Source organism: Komagataeibacter sucrofermentans DSM 15973 (genome assembly GCF_040581405.1).
GTDB classification, from domain to species: domain Bacteria; phylum Pseudomonadota; class Alphaproteobacteria; order Acetobacterales; family Acetobacteraceae; genus Komagataeibacter; species Komagataeibacter sucrofermentans.
In genome coordinates this window covers 96,582-116,688 of sequence record NZ_CP137157.1, presented here as the reverse complement: position 1 = coordinate 116,688, position 20,107 = coordinate 96,582, and the positions used below count along the sequence as shown (strand labels likewise).

Annotated in this window: 17 protein-coding genes; 7 read left to right on the top strand and 10 right to left on the bottom strand. The window is 55.0% G+C overall.

What is annotated here, in order from left to right; translation table 11 throughout:
* Nucleotides 1-62 precede the first annotated feature (62 nt).
* Together R5N89_RS00535 and R5N89_RS00530 are read right to left on the bottom strand one after the other, a co-directional pair.
* Nucleotides 63-305: a hypothetical protein gene (locus R5N89_RS00535; RefSeq protein ID WP_110567748.1), complete on the bottom strand. Its 243-nt coding sequence runs from the start codon at nucleotides 303-305 to the stop codon at nucleotides 63-65.
* Between the two features lie 57 nt (nucleotides 306-362).
* Nucleotides 363-1,655 carry a glycoside hydrolase family 68 protein gene (locus R5N89_RS00530; RefSeq protein WP_110567746.1) on the bottom strand — a complete coding sequence of 431 codons (1,293 nt, stop codon included), beginning with the start codon at nucleotides 1,653-1,655 and terminating at the stop codon, nucleotides 363-365.
* Between the two features lie 977 nt (nucleotides 1,656-2,632).
* On the opposite strand from R5N89_RS00530, the gene R5N89_RS00525 reads away from it, so the two are divergent.
* Both R5N89_RS00525 and R5N89_RS00520 read left to right on the top strand, forming a co-directional pair.
* Nucleotides 2,633-3,484, top strand: coding sequence for a 23S rRNA (adenine(2030)-N(6))-methyltransferase RlmJ (locus tag R5N89_RS00525; protein WP_244192089.1), 852 nt, complete (start codon nucleotides 2,633-2,635; stop codon nucleotides 3,482-3,484).
* A 207-nt stretch (nucleotides 3,485-3,691) separates the two neighbouring features.
* Nucleotides 3,692-3,913, top strand: a complete 222-nt coding sequence (locus R5N89_RS00520) for a hypothetical protein (RefSeq protein WP_244192088.1) — start codon at nucleotides 3,692-3,694, stop codon at nucleotides 3,911-3,913.
* Between the two features lie 107 nt (nucleotides 3,914-4,020).
* On the opposite strand, the gene R5N89_RS00515 is transcribed toward R5N89_RS00520, so the two are convergent.
* Entirely contained in the window at nucleotides 4,021-5,436 is a 1,416-nt protein-coding gene (locus tag R5N89_RS00515; RefSeq protein WP_244192087.1) for a carbohydrate porin, read from the bottom strand.
* A gap of 450 nt (nucleotides 5,437-5,886) precedes the next feature.
* On the opposite strand from R5N89_RS00515, the gene R5N89_RS00510 reads away from it, so the two are divergent.
* Nucleotides 5,887-6,306 (top strand): hypothetical protein, encoded by a 420-nt coding sequence (locus R5N89_RS00510; RefSeq protein ID WP_110567743.1) that lies wholly within the window; start codon nucleotides 5,887-5,889, stop codon nucleotides 6,304-6,306.
* Between the two features lie 21 nt (nucleotides 6,307-6,327).
* Here R5N89_RS00510 and R5N89_RS00505 read toward each other — a convergent pair whose 3' ends face one another.
* The 4 genes from R5N89_RS00505 to R5N89_RS00490 form a co-directional block, all read right to left on the bottom strand.
* The gene (locus R5N89_RS00505; protein ID WP_110567741.1) at nucleotides 6,328-7,059 is read right to left on the bottom strand and encodes a hypothetical protein; all 732 of its coding nucleotides are present in this window, start codon (nucleotides 7,057-7,059) and stop codon (nucleotides 6,328-6,330) included.
* 151 nt (nucleotides 7,060-7,210) lie between these two features.
* The gene (locus tag R5N89_RS00500) at nucleotides 7,211-8,737 is read right to left on the bottom strand and encodes an efflux transporter outer membrane subunit (RefSeq protein ID WP_110567740.1); all 1,527 of its coding nucleotides are present in this window, start codon (nucleotides 8,735-8,737) and stop codon (nucleotides 7,211-7,213) included.
* Between the two features lie 4 nt (nucleotides 8,738-8,741).
* Nucleotides 8,742-9,818 (bottom strand): HlyD family secretion protein, encoded by a 1,077-nt coding sequence (locus R5N89_RS00495; RefSeq protein WP_110567738.1) that lies wholly within the window; start codon nucleotides 9,816-9,818, stop codon nucleotides 8,742-8,744.
* 16 nt (nucleotides 9,819-9,834) lie between these two features.
* Nucleotides 9,835-11,472: an MFS transporter gene (locus R5N89_RS00490; protein ID WP_110567736.1), complete on the bottom strand. Its 1,638-nt coding sequence runs from the start codon at nucleotides 11,470-11,472 to the stop codon at nucleotides 9,835-9,837.
* A gap of 675 nt (nucleotides 11,473-12,147) precedes the next feature.
* On the opposite strand from R5N89_RS00490, the gene R5N89_RS00485 reads away from it, so the two are divergent.
* The 3 genes from R5N89_RS00485 to R5N89_RS00475 all read left to right on the top strand — a co-directional run bounded on the left by R5N89_RS00485 (nucleotide 12,148) and on the right by R5N89_RS00475 (nucleotide 15,658).
* The gene (locus tag R5N89_RS00485) at nucleotides 12,148-12,846 is read left to right on the top strand and encodes an integrase arm-type DNA-binding domain-containing protein (protein WP_354680688.1); all 699 of its coding nucleotides are present in this window, start codon (nucleotides 12,148-12,150) and stop codon (nucleotides 12,844-12,846) included.
* 15 nt (nucleotides 12,847-12,861) lie between these two features.
* Nucleotides 12,862-14,048, top strand: a protein-coding gene (locus R5N89_RS00480) for an IS3 family transposase (RefSeq protein WP_110570281.1) whose coding sequence is annotated in 2 segments (ribosomal slippage) — nucleotides 12,862-13,132 and nucleotides 13,132-14,048 — 1,188 coding nt in all. Because the reading frame shifts where the segments join, the coding sequence is not laid out codon by codon here.
* Nucleotides 14,049-14,473: 425 nt separating this feature from the next.
* Nucleotides 14,474-15,658, top strand: coding sequence for a hypothetical protein (locus R5N89_RS00475; RefSeq protein WP_208624742.1), 1,185 nt, complete (start codon nucleotides 14,474-14,476; stop codon nucleotides 15,656-15,658).
* A 268-nt stretch (nucleotides 15,659-15,926) separates the two neighbouring features.
* Here R5N89_RS00475 and R5N89_RS00470 read toward each other — a convergent pair whose 3' ends face one another.
* The 3 genes from R5N89_RS00470 to R5N89_RS00460 are packed head-to-tail and all read right to left on the bottom strand — an operon-like array spanning nucleotide 15,927 to nucleotide 18,755.
* Complete coding sequence (locus tag R5N89_RS00470) at nucleotides 15,927-16,466, bottom strand: AAA family ATPase (RefSeq protein WP_110570225.1); 540 nt, start codon at nucleotides 16,464-16,466, stop codon at nucleotides 15,927-15,929.
* Nucleotides 16,463-17,989, bottom strand: coding sequence for a GNAT family N-acetyltransferase (locus R5N89_RS00465; RefSeq protein WP_110570226.1), 1,527 nt, complete (start codon nucleotides 17,987-17,989; stop codon nucleotides 16,463-16,465). Before R5N89_RS00465 ends, R5N89_RS00470 begins: the two co-directional genes overlap by 4 nt.
* The gene (locus R5N89_RS00460; protein WP_208624743.1) at nucleotides 17,964-18,755 is read right to left on the bottom strand and encodes a helix-turn-helix domain-containing protein; all 792 of its coding nucleotides are present in this window, start codon (nucleotides 18,753-18,755) and stop codon (nucleotides 17,964-17,966) included. The genes R5N89_RS00465 and R5N89_RS00460 overlap by 26 nt, the downstream gene beginning before the upstream one ends.
* A gap of 244 nt (nucleotides 18,756-18,999) precedes the next feature.
* Here R5N89_RS00460 and R5N89_RS00455 point away from each other — a divergent pair, with 244 nt between their 5' ends.
* Nucleotides 19,000-20,055, top strand: coding sequence for an N-acetyltransferase (locus R5N89_RS00455; protein ID WP_110570227.1), 1,056 nt, complete (start codon nucleotides 19,000-19,002; stop codon nucleotides 20,053-20,055).
* Nucleotides 20,056-20,107: the final 52 nt, after the last annotated feature.

The window sequence follows — 20,107 nt, the reverse complement described above, 5'->3', positions numbered from 1 at the left end:
TTTCCCTGGAAAAGGCTGTAGTCTTCTGAAGCTTTTTTTAAACAGACTTTACCAAAAACTCTTTACGGTTTCTTGTCCGTTACATCACCTTTCCTGTCAGCAGGCCTGTTCCAGCCACGCAGTTGCGCCATGGCGGTAACGAGGGTCCACACGACCATCCATTTCGACCCTGCTGCGGGCGGCCGCCAGAAACGCGCGACCACCGCGCAGCCTGAAATGAGGAAGGAGAAGATGACAACCGCATCCGCGGCATATTGGGCTGGCAGGAGGGAGAGGATGGTCTGGGTCGTGAGCATGGTATCCATGACAGATGGTTCCGGCAGGGAGGCCGCCGTGTCAGGCGGCCTCCCCTCTGGCTGATGTCAGGTGGCGGGGCGCGGGTCGGGCTGGTTGCTTGCAGCCCATTCGTCAAAGGCGAAGATCTGCCCGTAATCATGCACCTCGGTCAGGAAGGTGCGATCATCCTCCAGGGCGATGCGCACGGTGGGGGCAAGCGTGCCGCCGATGCGGTAGGTTGCGGGGGCCTGCGGGTCGGTGCCGGGCGCAGGCAGCGTGTCGATGAAGGACTGCACGTAGCCCAGCGGGTCAACAAAGTGGCTGTAGGTCTCGTAGGGTGCGGAGGACGGATTGCCCAGCACCAGCCCCGAGCTGTTCAGCGGCGTGTAAGGGCCAAAAATACCGTGGCGCGACACGAACCCGTACACCCCGTCCGGCCCGGCCAGCCCGCCGGTATAGGTGGAGTGGTGGCTGATGGTGAACAGGTAGGTCAGCCCGTTACTGAACACCACATGCGGCCGTTCGGTCTGGTCGTTCACCCCAAGGGCGGTGACCAGGGCAGGCAGCATTTCCCAGCGCGAGAAATCACCCTGCGCATAGGAGGAAACCAGCCGCGCAATGCCGATGGCAGCAGCGCCATAGCCCGCGCCTTCGCCCACGGTGTAGCCCGGCGGCAGGTGGCCCGCCTCGCGGTCGGTGATGACGAAATCGCCACGCATGCCGGGCACGTTGCCTTCAAACAGGCAGTAGACCTGCCCATCGGCGGGGTTGATGAAGGGATGCGGGTCACGGAAGTCGAAATACGGATCCTGGGAAGCATTGGCGTAATGCAGCCCGTCGGCCGAGAACATCTCGGTCGTGGCCGTAAAGCCCTCGAACCACACACCGCTGTCATCGGCATGGATCGTGCCGGAAGAAACGGACGGCACGCTCTGGTTCACATCCGTGTTGACGGAAGTGTAGAACATGTCGACCACGTTCTCGCTGCCGCGGCGCATGATCAGGCTGCCCGACCATTCATCGGGCCGCAGATCGGCGCTTGTGTTGAGCAGGCGACCGCCAAAGGTCCAGTCAATACCATTGCGGCTGTAGTAATAACCAATAAAGGCGAAAGCATTGCGGTTGTGCCAGCCGGCAGCGTCATCGCCTGTCTGGGCGCGTTCGGCTACGAGCGACCACATGACGTACCAACCCTTGAAGGTCACCGTCTCGCCCGTGATGCGGCGCAGGGCACCCGTATCCCACTGCCACAGGGCATCATCCATGACCGGAAAATTCTGGGCGATGACGGGCATGGTGGTGGTGGGGTCATCGGCGCGCACTTTCAGCGCATCGGCGATGGTCCAGGCGGACGGAAGGCGTGCATTGGAGGAAACCATGTTCTGATCCTCTCAGCAGGGCATGCGGGCATGCCTCTGTCTGTTTATATGCGGATATTTACAGTATTCTTTTCGTATAATGCATGTTTATGCATTTATACTTTTACGTGTCAGAGCAGTTTTACTGTCTTTCCGCTCCTGACATGATGAAATATAGGGCGCAGACATGCAGGCAGCAAAAGAAATCGTTTGCGAAACCCCATCCGCACGACAGGGAAACGTAAGCCATTCATTTAAGATAAATAGATGTCGGCAAAGAATGCTGCGCTTTCGTATTGACCCCCGTGCCCTTACGTCAAAATACATCGGATACGAAGCTGAAGAAAACCCGCCGGTCCTGAATGGCCGCGACAAAACGCAGCGCGCGGCCCTGTGGCAGATGGTGCCCACATTGCAGGTCCTCTGTCATTATTCCGCCAGTTGGGCAGGAATCGTGGCGCAACACAGGGCATTCGGGTCACAGGTCCGCGCCCTGCGGCACAAAACCGGCTGCGCCGGCTGCTGCCGGGCAGGTGGCAAACCCCATGGATTTTGTGGAAACGCCTGTTAATGCCAGGTTTTTCCGCTTCCTGCACTGATGTCAGGCAGCGATAATGGTGGTACTTTAAGTGAAATTGATTGACAGGAGATCATGTTATTTTTAAGGCAGGATTGTGGTCCTGCTCCACAATTGGGGAGTGCTTTTTCCCTTTCCTTCAGTTTTTTAAGGCCCTAAGCGCATGTCGTTTGATGGTATCGCTCTGACCCGGACGGTTTCCCAACCTGTTGCCCAGCCAGTGCCTGCCCCTGTCCGCCGCCGGTATTCCGCTGCGAGTGGCATCTTTTTCAGCCTGCTGATGGCCCTGCCCCTATGGGCGCTGGTGGCTTTTTTCCTGCGCTAGGCCATCACGGCTTCCGGCCGGGATGGACAGCCATGCCAAAAGCACGATAACGCTTGCCGGGAAACGGCCCCGTGAGCGCATCCTGGCAGGACGGACTTGAATTACAGACACAGCTATCATGCCGGCAACTTTGCCGATGTCATGAAACACGCCCTGCTTGTGGCGCTCATCAAGGCACTGTGCCGCAAGCCTTCGGCTTTTTCCGTGCTCGATACACATGCCGGTATCGGGCTGTATGACCTGTCCGGCCCGCAGGCCCAGGCCACGGGCGAGTGGCGCGATGGCATCGGCCGCCTGCTCGACGCCCCGCTGAGTGTTGCGCAGCAGGCCAGCCTCGGCCCCTGGCTCGACATCGTGCATGAAGTCATGCGCGCGCATGAGGGGCGGCTGTTCTATCCCGGCTCGCCCGAACTCATCGCCCACATGCTGCGCCCCGATGATTCACTGACCTGTTGCGAACACCACCCCGAGGACCAGCACGACCTGCGACGGCTGTTCCGCCATAATCCACAGGTATCGGTGCATGGCCGCGATGGCTACGGGGCCATTACCGCGCTGCTGCCGCCCCGGCAGGCAAAGCGCGGACTGGTGCTGATGGACCCGCCCTTTGAGGACCGGGATGAATTCGCCCGCCTGGCCCGGGCCATCATGACGGCGCGCCAGCGCTTTTCAGCCGGGATCGTGGCCGCGTGGTATCCCATCAAGCACCGCGCACCGGTGCGGGCCTTCATGAATGAGCTGAAGGATGCAGGCCAGCGCAAGCTGCTGGCGGTTGAGCTGACCCTGCGCCCTCCGCTTGACCCGACCCGCCTCAATGGTAGCGGGCTGCTGATCGCCAACCCACCTTTCCGCTTCGAAGACGAGGCGCAGGCCATTCTTGCAGCCCTGTGCCCCTACCTCGGTGACGGGCAGGCTGAAGGCAGCGTGGAATGGATCGTGGGGGAATAAACCGCGGGCCGTGGAATGTCAGACCCAGTGGTTGAAATCACGCCACCATGTTGCCTGCCATCAGTCACTCCGTGGCCAATATGCCCATCTGACATGATCCTGCGCTTTTACGCCAGCGGTGGGAATTGTTACTGGCCACAATCATACTTTTGTGCGGCATCGGCATGACGATCGTGCACAGATTCGGCCCCCAATATCGCGGCGGCCATGAACCAGAGTTCCTTCAACTTCGGCAACGCCATTGGCGCATGGGCGGGCAGCCATATGGTGGTAACGCAGTGGTCCTATGCCGGGCTGCCGGTGCTCTCGGCGTGCTTTGCACTGGTCGGGCTGGGACTGGTGGGCCTTGCCACCCATTTCCAGCACCGCAATGCGTCAAAAGCCGTGCCTGCTGCCGTTGTGACCCACCCGGCTTCCGCGCGCCCGTAATGCCTCCGCGTACGCGCCATCGGAGCGGGGGCATGACGCTTTTTTAAAAAAGACCTGATTTCACAAGGTTTTCTGAAAACATCTGCATCAGAAAATCCTGTTTTTTATTACAGGGTGCCAATGACCTTCAGCCCCACCACCTCGGCATTGGGGATATGGGATGTCTCGCCAGGGCGCATCATGTACTGGAATTCCGGTTGCACCAGCAGGCCGGGATAGATCGGCACGCCATAATAGGCCTCAAACACGGCGGCATGGGTCTGCGGGCCGTTGACATGCGCGCCTAGCGGCTGGCCTGCCGCCAGGCGCAGTTCCTGGCCAAGTTCGGTGCGCGGGCTCATGCGGTAATAGGAATACATCACGCCAAAACGATCATGCGGGCGATGGGGAATGATGCCCAGCAGGGAAGAACCGATATAGAATTCATCCGATATGACCGACACATCGGGCGTATTGTGAATATAACCACCCAGCACATAGCCACCTGCCATCTGGTTATGGCCGCCCTTGCGGTACAGCATCTGGTCCGCTTCGAGGTAGAAGGTATCACGCGCCTCGCCTGCATGGCGGCGCACGGTGCTGCTGGCAGGCAGCGTGCCGATATTGTCGGCATAGCCGGTGGTGTCATGCGCATAGCCAAGCACATAATGGCCGGGCAGCCTGCGCCGCCCGAAAAACGGCTGCCAGGCAAATTCGACCGGCAGCATGAGCCCGGTGCTTTTCTCGCCCGCCCAGGCCCAGCCGCTTATGTCCTCATTGAGCGGGCTGACATTGTAGGCGCCCACCTGCACGATCGTATCGCGCGTGGGGCGCAGCCGCACGCGGCCACCCCATGTGGCCTTGGGGTAGACACTGAAGCCCGCATCAAGCTTGAGCGCCACCGGGGCGGAGCACGTCATCATGAAACTGCACAGCAGCGGCGAGGTGGCGAACACATGGGTCAGCGCCATACGCCCGAAGGCGAGGTCAACCGTATTGTGCAGAAAGGATTTCTGCGCGTACATGTCGGTCAGGTGCGCAACCGAATGACCGGACAGGCTGTACACCTCCATCAGGCTGATATTGTAGTCGCCCACCCGGTCATGCGAGACCTCGCGGCCCACGCGTTCCATCAGCAGGGTGTGGACCGTCCACCCCTGCAACCCCAGCAGGCGGCCAAGATCGAACTGCATCTGCAATGTCAGTTCATGCACGTAATCGATGCCACGTGATATGCCGCCGCCCACATCGGCCATGGCCTCGCCCTTGTAGGTAAAGGCGAATGTCACCCCCCGGCGCTCAAGGCGGGAGCGGAAAGCGCCGATCTGGGGCAGCAGATGCCCCGGCGCCTCGGATGACGCATAATACCCCGCAGAGAGGTCACGCACGCGCAGCGCGTCGTCGCGGTTGGTGAGCAGGATGGACAGCCCCTCCGTGCGGAAAATGGTATTGAGCCGCGTCGAGACCGAAACCTGTGGCCTGTGCGCCGGGGGTGGCCGCGTGACCGCTACAGGCGTTACCTGCGCCGTGTCATGATTGGCCACAGGCTGTTGTGCCAGCGATGAATGATGAAAAAAACAGGACAGGAAAAATATAGAAATCCATCCCGCTTTGTAAATTTCATATAATACACCGGAAAAGGCATGCCTTTTTATTTTATCAAGGCAGAACATGAAATGGTTTGTAAGATTGATTCTTCCCTGACATCAACACACGAAATTGGTATTAACGCCTTCGTGACCTAAAGAAAATCAAAAATAGAGTCATACGGATTATGTAAATGCCACTTTATGAATACTTTAAATGTCGTAAATATTATTACCGCTTTACCGTCATGCAGCCGTGTTGCGATCTGCTACCTGCATGGACCTGTGCGGCAGTTTTCGGGGAAGTCTTTTTTGAGGATGGCGCAACAGACCCGGCCGGGCAGACAGCAGGCCACAAACAGGTTAAATGTACCATGCGGTGCAAAAACAGATGCCACACAGGACAGAATGAAGCTCAATCACCCCATTGGCGCCGCGTTGTTCCTGGCCATGTCAGGCTGGGTCAGCCTTCCGCGCACTGCCATCGCAGGCAACCTGCAAGCTGATATACAGGTCACCGTGACCTCGCCTTATGGTCCCGCTTTCAACCGTAAAATCGCCAATGCGATTAACAAGGTCACATATTATCCTGAAGAATCTTTCAGGTTTGGAGAACAGGGCATCGCTTCTGTCCATGTCGTTGTGCGCAACAGCGATGGCGTGGTGACAGGCCACAGGCTGACCAGAACGACCGGCTTTTATTACCTCGATGCGAACGCATACATGATGTCCTACAGGTCCACACGCCTGCCAACCAACCCGCGCCTCACAACCGATTATTATGTAGCGGATGTGGACTTTCATTACATACTGGCCCGCACGCCGTGAACGCTGTTCGGGTTACAGGCCTCAGGCCGCGACATCCGCGAGCAGCAGCACGGCCGCTTCATCAGCCATGACCGTAATGTCGGTCTGCCCGCTGATGGCCGCGGCATCGCCCGCGCGCACCCCCTGCATGCCAATCCGCACGGCACCCGACACCACGAGCAAATACAGCACCCGCCCCGGCGCGGTGCCGTAAGCCGCCCCCTCCCCTGCCGGAAGGGCCGCATGCAGCAGCCGCGCGCGCGCGGCAAGGGTGACGGGCGCGCCATCTTCCACGCTTTCGCCTTCCTCGGGGTCATCTTCGGGGAAGCCCGATGCAAGGATGCGAAAGCCGCCATCCTCCAGTTCCGGCAGGGCCGGGCGCATCTCCTGCGCAGGCGTCATGCCCTGCGTGTCCGCCAGGAACCAGAACTGGATGCAGCTGGCCCCCTGCCCGCCCGCCCGCCATGCCAGTTGCGCACAGCCCCTGCCAGTGCTGGCCAGGTGCAGTCCGCCTGCACTGAGCACATCGGGTTCAAAGCCATCCATGGCTGTGGTGAGCGTGCCGTCTGCCACCCATGTCACGATATCCACCGCCGCTTCCGGGCCAATGCGGTAGGCCGCGCCCGCAGGCAGCGTGCAGGCATTGACCGCGCGCAGGCGGCCCTCATGACCATGCGCCGGGTCAGCATAATCGGCAAAGGCGAAATGGCAGCGCAGCACCTGCCCGCCATCATGGGCCGTGCCAAGGCTGGCTGCGTGCCGGATCGTGATCATGTGCGCCCCTTAAAAGATTGTTTGAAACGGCAGGGCCAATAATACCCTGAAATGATAAAAGTTTTTGGTGAAGCTTTTTTCAAAAAGCTTCGGAAGACGTCGCCTTTTTGAAAAAAGGCGACACCCAAAAACTTTTCCTGTTCTTGATCAATTAGGCATGCTTGCGGGTCTTCTTCTGTTTTTCAGGATAAAGGCTCTCCCACCCGCCACCAACCGCGCGGTAGAGATTGGTCACCGACAGCGCCACATGGGCGGTGGCATCCGCTTCCGCGCTCTGTGAGGACAGAAGCGCGTTCTGCAATGTCAGCACGTTGAGGAAGTCGGATGATCCCTGCACGTACTGCGCTTTGGCGGTATCGACCGCGATCTCGTTCTCATGCACGGCTTCGGTCAGTTCATCGCGGCGGCGCTGCGCTGCGGTGAAATCGGCCATGGCATCATCAATCTCCTGCCACGCCTTGAGCACCGTACGCTGGAACATGGTGGCCGCCTCCTTCTGCTGGGCGCGGCGCAGGTGCAGTTGCCCGGTCAGGCGGCCACCTTCAAAGATGGGCAGTGTTGCGGTGGGGCCAAAGCCATACTGGCGCGAGGCCCATGACCCCAGCCCGCTGAACTGCAGGGCCTGCACGTCCAGGCTGCCCGAAAGGGTGATGCGGGGGAAAAAATCGGCAATCGCAACCCCGATGCTGGCCGTTGCCGCATGCAGCCGGTCGGCGGCCATGCGGATATCGGGCCTGCGCTCGGCAAGCTGGGAGGGCAGCCCCACGGGAATGGTGGACGGCACGACGGGAATCATGCCCGGCGGCCCGAGTGCGGCGTCAAGCGCGCCGGGTTCACGCGCCACGAGAAAGCTCAGCGCATTGAGCCGGTGCGTAACCTGCGCCTTGAGCGGGGCGAGGCGGGAGGTAAAGGTATGAAGCTGGCCGGTGGCCTCCGCCACGTCCAGCCGGGTCGCGGCGCCTTGCTCAAAGCGCAGGGTGGTCAGCCGCACGCTGTTTTCAGCCACCGCGATGTTATGTTCAAGGATGCCAAGCTGCACCTGCGTGGCCCGCAGGTCGATATAGTCCTGCGCGGTCTCGGCCATGAGCGAGACGAGGGTATCACGCCGCATTTCCTCGGTGGCGTGCATGGCCGCCGTGGCGGCCTCCACCTGTCGGCGCACATGCCCCCACAGATCCACCTCCCACGAGGCATTCATGCCATATTGCGGCAGGTTGAAGGACGGGTTGCCCACACTGCCGGGCATTGCCGTGGGGCCAAAACCCTGCGTGCCCGATGCGATGGACCCCGCACCCTCGCGCTCCATCGTGCCCAGCAGCCCCAGCACGCCGTTGGTGGAGGCACGCTCGCGCGCGTAGGAGGCATTGGCCTCGGCATGCGGCAGCTGGGCGGCACTGGCAATGCGCCGCTCGGCAACGCTCTGCATCAGCCGCAGGCTTGCCGCCCTGAGGTCAAGGTTGGCGCTGGCCACCTCGTTTTCCAGCCGGGTCAGGATAGGGTCGTTGAACAGCGTCCACCACTGCGGACCGGTCATGGCCATGGTGACCTGACTTTCCGCCGGTGGCTGGGTCGTGCGCCACTGCGCGGGCGCCTTGACCTGCGGCTTGTGGTAGTTGGGGCCGACCGTGCAGCCTGCCATCGCCAGTGCCGAAAGCCCCACGAGAAGGAAGCGCTTCATGGCCTTACTGCCAGACATAACGGGCATCATTGGCATGCGGGCCTTCGGGTACTGAAGACGTATCGATATTCGCTTCGACCGACATGCCAACGCGCACCTTATCAGCTAAAGGCTGGTCAGGGTCAAATGTCAGCTTGACCGGAATGCGCTGCACCACCTTGGTGAAGTTGCCGGTCGCATTATCAGGCTGGATGGGCGCAAACGCCACGCCGGTGGCGGGAGCCAATGAGTCAACATGCGCCTTGAGCGGGTGGCCGGGAAACGTATCGACCCAGATGGTCGCGCGCTGGCCGGCCTGCACCTTTGTCAGCTGCGTTTCCTGAAAATTGGCCAGCACGTAGGCTGCGTGCACGGGCACCACGGCCAGGATGCCCGTGCCCGGATGCACATAGTTACCCACGCGCACGCCACGCTCGCCCACCACGCCATCCATCGGCGCCGGAATGGTGCAGTAGGACAGGTTGAGTTCGGCCTGCTTCTCCTCGCCCTGCGTGCGCACCAGCACGCCGCGAGCCCGTTCAAGCTGACCCTGCAGCACCGCCACCTGCCTTGTCGCGGCATCCACCCCGGCCTGGTCGCGGGCAATGGCGGCCTCTTCTTCCTTTTCCTGCGCCTCGGAATGCTGCTTCTGCTCGATCGTGCCCGCACCCCCTGAGGACAGGTTGCGATAGCGCGTGGCGTTCTGGCGCGCGAACATCAGGTCCGCCTGATCGGCCAGCACGGCGGCACGCGCCTGTGCAATGACGGACTCCTGACGCGCGATTTCAGCTTCAAGATTGGCGACATCACCCTGCGCCGCCTGCCTGTTGCCGCGTGCCACCTCAAGGGCAGCGCGGTAGTCGTCATCCTCGATATGGGCGAGTTCCTCGCCTGCATGCACCTGCTCGTTATCCTGCGCGATCACCCGGTCGATACGGCCCGAAACCTTGGGCGCCACCGTGGGGAAGTCCGCCGTCACGTAAGCATCGTTGGTGTACTGGTTGATGCCATCGCCATTGACCAGGCGCGCGCCCCCCCATGCCACAAAGGCCAGCACGGCTGCGGCGCAACCTGCGTAAAGCAGTGGTTTCTTGTAAATCATGATCAGTAATTCCGGATTAACGGGCAGGAGTATCGGGTGAGGGAGCCTGCGGCGGATAGACGCGGCGCGGCAGCACGAGATTCATGACCGCATAGCCAAGGCAGACCCAGATCAGGATGTAGTAGATATCGTTCAGCGCCAGCACGAGCGCCTGCTCATGCACGTAAGTGTGGAAGACCTGCAGCGTGTTGCGGGCTACATGGGCGCTATCGGGCGAAGTGGTGGCAAGCTGGCCGTTTATGGGGTCACCCATGCCCTGCAGGGCAAGCTGGTGCGTGCCGTGGTGGTCGAGCAGCATGGTGGAATGATACTGCTCGCGCCGCCGGGTCAGCGCGCCAAACAGGGCGAAGGCCACGGCATTGGCCAACCCCTTGAGCATGTTGACCATGCCCGAAATGAACGGACCATCGGCTGGCCCCATGGCCATGGTGGCCAGCATGAGCGTGGGGATGACGGTCATGGGCTGGCCAAAGACCTGCAGGATCTGGATCAGGTAAAAATTGTCGCGCACCCAGTCCACCGTCAGCCACGTGCCCAGCCACGCGGCCATGGCCAGGCACAGCATGCCGCCTGCCAGCACGAAGCGGCAGTCCACCCGGCGGTTGTTGCAGATGGCCGCGATCAGCGGCAGCATGATCAGTTGTGGTAGCGCCACCACCAGCGAGACCGGAGCCGCCTGGATGGGCCGGTAGCCTCGCACGGCCTCAAGATAGGTGGCGGGAATGTTGCCCATGATGGAACAGATGGCCAGAATACCCACCAGCGACAAAAGCGACGCCTGAATGTTGCGCGAGCGCCAGTACTGAATCCTGAAATACGGGCTGGGGTGATAGGCCTCGTTGATGACGAACACGATGAACGCCGCCCCGCCCCAGAAACTCAGGTCGGTAATGACAGGCGAGCGGAACCAGTCCAGCCGGTCTCCCTGGTACAGCACGATCACCAGCGAGCAGATGGCTGGCAGCCCCACGAGAATGCCAAGCCAGTTGAACTTCTCGAACCGCTCGAAATGCATCGGGTCGCGCGGCAGGCCATAGGCCATCATGGCAATGGCCAGGGCGGCGGTGGGAATGATCTCCCAGTACAGCCAGTGCCAGCCGACATGCTCGAACCAGAAGGCCTCGAGCGGCAGGCCCAGATTGGGGCCAAAAGTCGCACTCATGGCATACCCCCCGATGCCGAACACGCGAATCTGGGGTGGCAGGTATTTGAGCATGACGGTCATGAGCACCGGCGGCAGGCACCCCCCTGCCAGCCCCTGAAAGGCACGCAGGATGCACAGCGATGTCACATCGGGCATGAACGGCGCGGGGATGGAAAACAGGGCGAGCGCCGCCGTCATGAAAATGGAAAAGCGGTAGATCGAGAACGTCATGTAAAACCATGGCGTAAAGGCCATGGCGGCGATGTTGAATGCCTCGTAGATGGCGATGACCCACGTGCCCTCATCGTGGCCGATATGCATCGCACCCCGGATGTCGGACAGGCCGATCTCGGTCACATGCTCGTTAAACCCCGCCACATGCACGGCCAGCAGCATGCCCAGGCAGCCAATGACCGTGCGCAGGCCAAAAGGCGGAATATAGGAAGGCCGTGGCGGCGCGGCATGGATAACCGGCCCACCCGCCGCCTGTGCAGGAGCGACAGTGTTCATGCCGCCACATGATCCTCAGACGCAGGTGGCGGGCAACCCCCATTTCCCGCAGGTAATGACTTCGATTTACGGAAGGGACGGGTCTGGCGGTTTTCATGCCCCGCCCCCTTGTCATGCCCGCTGCCACCCTGCACGGTTTCCCCATGCACATGCAGGTTGATAAAAATGATAAAAGTTTTTAGGTACTGCCTTTTTGAAAAATGCAGCGTTTTTTGAAGCTTTTAATGGTTTTCAGGCGACCTTGTCTATACAGACCGACACTATACAAGTAACGGACAGATAGTGCGCGTTACAGAAATCAGTATCAGTCTGGATCAGACATGGTTTGCATGTAATAACCCGATTACCCATGAACCTGAGCGCAAGGGGTCTTCATATTATCACATTCAGGGGTCGCGCCTGCTGCCTCTGATCTGGATTTTCCTGTTAGTACGTCCAGAAATATACCGTCTGTTTCCAGGCAGTAATGAAGTACCACGCCCCCTGCATGAGGATTATTTTCAGAACGCAAAAACCCCGCCTTTGAGGGGCGGGTTTTTTGTTTGGCATTATGATGTTTGGTCTGGTTGCGGGGGCAGGATTTGAACCTGCGGCCTTCAGGTTATGAGAAAGATTTTTTAGCCTACGCTGGCCAGCGCCCGTGCCGACAGAATAGCGCCGGACCACGAAAACCCTTTGTTTTTCCTTGAAAAATTGCCCCGTCGGGATACGTCATTCGTTCACCGACTACGCTCGGTTGCGCTTTCATCTGTTTCCTATGTGTTTCCTGCGGCGGAGGCGAGAATGGCCCGGCTCAACAAGAAAACCGTCACGGCGGCAACGCCCGAAGCAAAAGATTACTTCCTGTGGGATGACAGCATCCCGGCCTTTGCGGTCCGGGTCTGGCCATCGGGCCGCAAGGTCTACGTCATTCACTACCGCTCTAGCGGAAGGCTGAGGCGTTACACGATTGGCCAGCATGGAAGCCCGTGGACGGCGGATCTCGCCCGTGATGAAGCCATCAGGATCCTCGCGCGGGTTCATACCGGGGAAAATCCGGCGGATAAACGGTCCGATGACCGCAAGGCCATGACTGTCGCGAGTTTCTCCAGACGCTTTCTCGACGAATATGTCGATGTCCACCTGAAACCCAGAACACGGGGGGAATACAGGCGCTCGGTGGAACTGTTCATTGTGCCGAAATTCGGAAGCTGGCGGATGGCTGACCTTTCGCGGGCTGAAGTCGTCGAATTCCATGGCAGTTTCCGGCATATCCCCTATCAGGCCAACCGAACGCTGGGCGTTCTGTCAAAGATGTTCAGCCTTGCCGATCTATGGGGTATCAGAAGTGGTCCCCATTTTTCGGACAGGGCGATAAGCTATCATCTGACCTGAACGAGGACGGGTTTTATGGGCAAGGTTACGCGGAAACGGTATGCGGCGGAGTTCAAATCACGGGTTGCCCTGGAGGCGATCCGTGGCGAACTGACGCTGGCGGAACTGGCGTCGAAACATGGCGTGCATCAGACGATGATCGCCCAATGGAAGCGCCAGGCGATCGAAGGCATGGCAAGCCTTTTTTCTGGTAAGTCAGTAACGGAACCTTCAGTCAGCCCTGCTGATGTAGAGAAACTGCACGCCAAGATCGGCCAGTTGCTGGTGGAACGGGATTTTTTGCGGGATGCCTCTGCTCGGTTGGGCGTGATCAGAGGCGGCAGATGATTGACCCGAAGCGAGCGCGCCTGCCGATAATCCGGCAATGCACGCTGCTGCAACTCAACCGGTCGGGCGTCTACTATCGACCTGTGCCACAGAGCGAGGCCAATCTGGAGCTGATGCGGCTGATCGACGCCCAGTTCCTGGAAACGCCGTATTATGGCTCACGGCAGATGACATGGTATCTGCGCCGCCTGGGACATGAAGTGGGCCGCAAGCGGGTCCGGCGGCTCATGGCGATCATGGGCCTGCGGGCGATCTACCAGAAGCCGCGCACGACCGTGCCCCATCCGGAACATCGGAAATATCCATATCTGCTACGGGATCTGGTCATCAATCGGCCTGACCAGGTCTGGTGTTCCGATATCACATATATTCCCATGAAACGGGGATTTCTCTATCTTGTGGCGATCATGGACTGGTTCACGCGCAAGGTCCTGTCCTGGCGTCTGTCGAACACGATGGACGTGGCGTTCTGTATCGAGGCGCTACAGGATGCCCTCATGCGCTATGGCGCCCCGGACATTTTCAATACTGACCAGGGGTCGCAATTTACGACACCCCGTTTCACCGGGATACTGGAAGAGCGTCAGATCCGCATCAGTATGGACGGGCGTGGGCGATGGCTGGATAACGTGTTCATCGAGCGTCTGTGGCGGTCGCTGAAATATGAATGCGTCTACCTGCACGCGTTCGAGACCGGATCAGAACTGAGGGCCGGGCTTGGCAGATGGATCGCCCATTATAACGAAAGGCGTCTGCATGCGGCGCTGGCTGGACGAACGCCCGATGAGGCGTATCATAACGTGCCGACGCCCTCTGGTCCGGGGTTAACCCCGGACCAGAGGGCCAACAGCAACGCCGTCAGAAGGGCGGCATAACAACAACCGGGTATAGCTTATCAAGCCCGCAAAACTGTCCGAACGGACGGGACCACCTCACCTTGTCCCACTGGAAGCCGGGCCAGTCTTCACGCTGGTGAATATATCGCGCCATAATCCCTGCACTCCTTGCAGGGAATATGGCGCTTAATCACCGCAAACTGCAAGGCTATATCCGCATGATATGCGGGGAATAAAACCACTATTCGCTGTGATCACCGCCCCCTTAAGAGTAAGAAAATTGGAAAAATCGGTAATTACTACGAGGAATCAAAACACTCTCTAAGGCGGCCTGATCGAGAGATCGAACAATTAAAATTGAAAATAATGTCAAGACAACATACAGAAATCAAAATCAGGAAATTCTCCATTTTTGATGACCTTTCAGGGTAGCGTCATTTTCAGTTTACTCATAAAATGTACCGATGGACGGAACGTTAGCCTTATGGTTTGAAGAGAAGAATGCGGACATAACGAGTGAGCCGCCGACCCCAACTCTCCAACTGCATGTTAACCTATGGCGTGATTTAGACGAAAATTTTAACTTCTTGGATCTCGGTTTCCTGCTAACCGACGTTCAAAATCTCGGACGGTTATATCTTTATTTACCGGCATCTATTGAAAGAGAATGTATTTACGATCTAAGCAATGCGCTAAAAGATCAAGATACCCTGAATGCTGTTTTTAACGACGTTAATATAATTGGCCCGGAAACAGATGAATATTTCACCGTAACTACCGTCTCTAAAAAGCAGAAACTTATCCACCGCGTAGATGTAGAAAATGACCTAGATATCAGTCATATTACAAATCCAGGGCACCCAAATGGAACGGTTATTGCTGTAAAATCCGTTTGCTGTGACCGAATCACCGACGCATTTGATCAACATCCGACGGCATCCCAATATATTCGCATTCGTGTCTTTTTGCGTGGCGATGCGCGCAACCTTTTTACAACAATCGATTCCGCAGCCGGAATCGGCTTTTCTTTGTCTCAGGATTTTTTGGAAACCACAGAGTTCCGCCTTAACGAGCGGCGTAGCTATCCTCAAACCATACTTCAACGTGCGGCCAAAGGGGAGTTAAGATTACTATCAGTTCACTACTTCCTGATCCGGAGTCGAGATTATCAGCTCTCCAGCCAGCATCAGACATTTCGAAAAATACGTAATCTTGAAGATGGCATTTGGGCAGAATACCTAGACATAGGTTTGACTGCGTCTGAAAAAGTTCGAGCTAAGCCGAACGGTATGATCATCTACCAATGGCGTGAAGTCGCCGATTCACAGCCTCAGAAAGATACCGGCCATCCGAAAGGAATGGACGACTTCATAGCATATGCTAGTTTTCGTATCGCTAAATCTCGCCTTTATGTCTACGTAGCTGCAGCGTTTGCAGTTGGTGGGGTTGGTAGTGCTCTATGTAATGTTATCCTCGCCCTGATCGAAAAGCGGTCTCCGAGTTCTGGAAGTTCTTGGTCGCAGGTTCTAAATAATATTTATACATTAATTATACTTATCACACTATCATTCGTTCCTACAGCAAGTTCATTTCTTCATAGAAAATTGTGTGATTTTATAGAAAAAATTAAAATTAAATACCGAAACTAATATTTTCCTGCATTTTTGAATGGTATCAAGGTTACGTACCTTATCTTTCGTGTAGATCCCACTTTTATGTCTGAGACCGAAGCTAATAAGCAAAGTCATCCAACAGGTTAGGCGTTCAAAAACCACTTTTCAGCGGTCCCGCAAAACGATTTGATGCTTTGCTCTGTTAATTTCTTAAGGTCAAATTTTGAAAAGATATCTTTTATCTACTCCCTCTGCAAAGCAAGTATATTAGAATAATACTTTAATAAATAAATCCACCTTCACTTTATTGTATTAAATAACGAAGTTTTTCAACATTGTTATCTTCAATGGTCGTAAGCGGACAGCCTATGTCAGCAGCAATTCGTTTTGCAGCATTATACGCGATACGTTGTTGGCGTGTCAGGCTTTCTACGTCACGCAAAGGACGTTCGCGTTGTTTATCACCTTGACGACGCTGAACTATTATAGCCGGATTCACATGGAGGAAACATATAGCGTCAAGCCCCAAAGCCCCAAATACGGTGCTAGGGATTTCTACCAAGCCATCTTTCCCATCTATTACACTGTGCGCATCAAGTATAATCGGTATATTACTATTTTCTGCTTCTCTTTTAAAGGCCGCAATAAGTAACTGTTGGTTGTCCACTATTGGCCCGGTCCGAAGCTCCTCAGACGAGGCTTTTTGCCCAACTCGAAGTAATTGTTCTGCCTTGATTAGATTACTTGCCTGCAAATGACATAATGGTGTTATTTTTTTTAGTGACTCTATTAGTGTTGATTTCCCGGCACCAGAGAGGCCAAGAAGTGCAATACGACGGTTCATATTGAATATCCAAGATCAAATTGAGTTAAGATTGATCGCATTTGCATCGTCGTTAAGCTCATAATTGACTGCGGCGGGTGGGTACCGAAAACATGATTTTTTTGAAGCATTTTCAGACACATCGGCGGCTCTAGATGACCTGCAAGGAGAAAATTAATAACTTTAATTGGACGAGATACAGTCGCACTCATCGCTTTGAGTTGTGCATCTGTATAGACTGAGCGGCTTCCTGCCATTTGGCGAAGTTCCTCCGTCGAGTGCGCCATCGTCATCTCCTCAAATATACCTACAGTTGTAATTGCTTGAGATGGAAGCAGATTCGATTTCCCTTTATAGAAGAACAAAATAGACCCTGCTTGTGAAATATCGGCCTGTGCTCGACAAAGATAAACCTTGCGAATTGTATTGCCAGGTGTCCGCGAACCAGGCTCTTCAAATAATGTTAATTGAGACCGGCTGGCTAATTCCGGAAAAAGAATTTCATGAAAATCTTCTCGGATCGGCACGGCATAAGCTTTCACCTCTTGCCCAGTAGCAAAACGTGGATAATTAATGCGAGCTAAGTCAAATAGAGAAATTTCATTATCCCGTAACAATTCTTCACGAGGTAGCGCCTTTTCATATATCATCTCTCCCCTCTCGTTATCATGGGTATGTTTAAATCCATAATATTCGAGAAGCGATATCAGTGTAGTTTGACGAGGGAAAGTAGTTAGATAGACGACATCATACTTATTGGAACGAGCATACCATAGCGCCTGTTTTAACAAAAGTTCGCCAAGTTTTACGCCTCGATTTTCAGATCGCACCTTGAAAGTACAAATCTTAAGGATTTTCTCTCCCGGCAGCTTCGCATCAGTGTCTCTTTGATGCTCGTCTTTCCGAACCACGAGACCAGCGATCTGATTATTATCTAATACAACCCAGCATTTACGCATCTTCGCGACACACTTTTCGCGCCACCACTCATCGAAAGGAGGATAATCTTTGCGTAAACTCGTGAAAATGGGGTCATCTTGTCTTATGGTATGGGCATCCACTTCGCGGATTGCTGGAAGAACGACTTCAACAGGTTCAAAATTGGTGCGCAGGAGAAGGACTGCATCAGCAACGAAAAGAACCCGGTCCGCCAGCGTCGATGAAATGCGACGTGCTCGTTCGTGTAATCCCTGATCTTCGGTTACAAGAAAGTCCACCACTCCTCTTTCGAGGGTGTGAAGCAGAGTGACATCCACAACATCATTCGGACGACGGAGCGTCCCATACTTTGCTTCAAGTTCAGCCTTACTAAGGCCCATAACTTTGTTAATAGTCGGAAATTTTCGAATTTTACTTAGAGAGATATTACGCCGCTGTTCATTTCGATCACGCTTTATGTCGTCTATGGCAGCCGCATGCACATACAAGCTCACGCCAAAGCGCCCGGCGAGTTGCTGCAGCGACGCTAAATTGGGGGAGACTTCTGTATGGTCTTCAAGCCCTATAAAAACGTTAGTATCAATGAGATATTTCGGTGCACTCATCACGAAGAGCTTCTAGCATCTGCTGCGTTGCGTAAAGGAAAGACTGCGGCGGCTCAAAACTAAACCGTTCACGTAACTCACTGAGGTGCAGAGGACGCCGGAGACGCCGCGCATATCGTAATTCGATGACAAATCCACGCTCTACTCCGTCGAAATAGCTATCGAAATCCTTCCGAGCAATGCACGCACGATCGGAGAAATTTTCCCATATTTCGCCTGGTGTTCGGCGATGTACCTCACCGATCTCGGCAATGCCAAGCAACGCACGAGTAGGGCTCGTTGCGTAAATAAGAGCAGTTGTACCAGCTGGCACTGACATGGGAAAACGGCGACGAAGTTCGACTGTTTTTTTTCCTTCAACAATCTTGTCACAATATTCTGGTTTTATACTAAAAACGACGTCTCGATGAGCCGGAAATACATCATCACCCAAAATCGGTAGTAAGAGCTGGTTTTCATCAACTTGCTGAAAGCGGAAATCGGCTTCCCGCAAGTGACTAACAATCAGTGGAGAATTGTCGAATCTGGCATCAACACGCAATGTGGCACCCAGACCGGTCAGATAATGACGCAATGTCGAAATTAAAATATCCTGCCGCCCTTCCATTCGAGAAAGGGCCGTCTGACCTATCTTTAACCGCTGCGCTAATTCTTTTTGAGTGAGGCCGGCAAGTTTGCGAAGCTCACGCAGACGTTTGCCGATGTGCGGCGTTGTTTCCGAAACCCCGTTCGAAAGAGGCTCGAACACTTTGCCTTCCACCTTCATATTGTCCTCTCGCATACCTTTAAAATCTGCGCCTATAATATTACACGTAAGTCATATTAAGGCAAATGAATTGTGCCGTCGAGTGTATAAATTTAAGCGCAAGCCAATTTCTCTGAATATGCATGGTGATCCATGCAGGCAGGAACTGTGCTCATGAGCCATAATATCTCCGTGCAAAGAGCTTTTCCGTATTGTAATCTAACGTTACAGCTTTGGGCGATAAGAACGACAAGAGGGTGATAGCGTGACACGACGATTAAAGCTCGTTAAATTTAAAGAATTATCCCTAGATGATCCTTTTTTTGACAGTCTAAAGCAAGGATATGCGGAATTCCCGAATTGGTTTGCTAAAAAATCTGACGAAGAAGTCTATGTAGTCGTGGACGATTTATCCGGTGAATTGACCGGCATGATATATCTGAAGCGCGAGAACGGGACTGTGAACGATATTGAGCCCCCTTTACCAGACCGCAAATGGCTCAAGGTAGGCACACTCAAAATTGTGGGGAAAGGAACAAAACTCGGTGAGCGGGTTATCAAGAAGATATTTGATACCGCAGTCTCATTGGATGCCGATGGGATTTACGTTACTGTATTTGAACTACATAGCCAGCTTATAAAACTTTTTAAACGATATGGCTTTATCGAAAAAGGGAAAAAAGTCACCGACAATGGTAAAGAGTTAGTACTAGTTCGTTCTCTCAGGGATTTTAGTGGCGACAGAACAAAGGACTATCCATTTATCCACACGAAGGGCCAAAAGGCATGGCTGCTAGCCATTTACCCAGATTATCACACGGAACTTTTACCGGACTCAATTTTGCGCGGTGAACCGGCCGAGTTAGTGCGAGACGTATCGCACACCAATACAATCCATAAGATTTACATAGCAAAACTGTCGTTAACCCGGATGTCACCCGGAGATATTGTTGTTTTTTATCGGACTACGGATAGGCAAGGTGAGGCATATTTTCGTTCGGTAATTAGTTCGATATGTGTAGCAGAAGAAGTAAAATCAAAAAAAGATTTTAAAAATATTAATGATTTTCTTGATTACGCTAAGCCAAGAAGCGTTTTTCCTGAGCAAGTGCTGCGAGATTACTGGAACGAATGGAGACGACTTTATGTAGTGAAATTAACTTATAATGTAGCGCTTACAAAACGAACAACACGCGGGCGACTCATCGAAGAGGGAGTGATCTCAGACCGAGAACATCTCGATATTAAACAGCTTAGCCAAACACAACTCGACCGTATCTTGGAACTCGGAGAAGTCAATCCGCGCTTGATCATCAAGTAAGGGACTTAGCGATTAATATTTTAGCTTTTAATTTATCAAAAAAATCATCAAT

Bases quoted from the DNA above. Each gene is read 5' to 3' on its own strand.
- R5N89_RS00530 (WP_110567746.1), bottom strand. From the start codon at position 1,655: ATGGTTTCCTCCAATGCACGCCTTCCGTCCGCCTGGACCATCGCCGAT.
- R5N89_RS00495 (WP_110567738.1), bottom strand. From the start codon at position 9,818: ATGATTTACAAGAAACCACTGCTTTACGCAGGTTGCGCCGCAGCCGTG.
- R5N89_RS00475 (WP_208624742.1), top strand. From the start codon at position 14,474: ATGGACGGAACGTTAGCCTTATGGTTTGAAGAGAAGAATGCGGACATA.
- R5N89_RS00520 (WP_244192088.1), top strand. From the start codon at position 3,692: ATGAACCAGAGTTCCTTCAACTTCGGCAACGCCATTGGCGCATGGGCG.
- R5N89_RS00470 (WP_110570225.1), bottom strand. From the start codon at position 16,466: ATGAACCGTCGTATTGCACTTCTTGGCCTCTCTGGTGCCGGGAAATCA.
- R5N89_RS00465 (WP_110570226.1), bottom strand. From the start codon at position 17,989: ATGAGTGCACCGAAATATCTCATTGATACTAACGTTTTTATAGGGCTT.
- R5N89_RS00500 (WP_110567740.1), bottom strand. From the start codon at position 8,737: ATGAAGCGCTTCCTTCTCGTGGGGCTTTCGGCACTGGCGATGGCAGGC.
- R5N89_RS00510 (WP_110567743.1), top strand. From the start codon at position 5,887: ATGAAGCTCAATCACCCCATTGGCGCCGCGTTGTTCCTGGCCATGTCA.
- R5N89_RS00490 (WP_110567736.1), bottom strand. From the start codon at position 11,472: ATGAACACTGTCGCTCCTGCACAGGCGGCGGGTGGGCCGGTTATCCAT.
- R5N89_RS00535 (WP_110567748.1), bottom strand. From the start codon at position 305: ATGGATACCATGCTCACGACCCAGACCATCCTCTCCCTCCTGCCAGCC.
- R5N89_RS00460 (WP_208624743.1), bottom strand. From the start codon at position 18,755: ATGAAGGTGGAAGGCAAAGTGTTCGAGCCTCTTTCGAACGGGGTTTCG.
- R5N89_RS00505 (WP_110567741.1), bottom strand. From the start codon at position 7,059: ATGATCACGATCCGGCACGCAGCCAGCCTTGGCACGGCCCATGATGGC.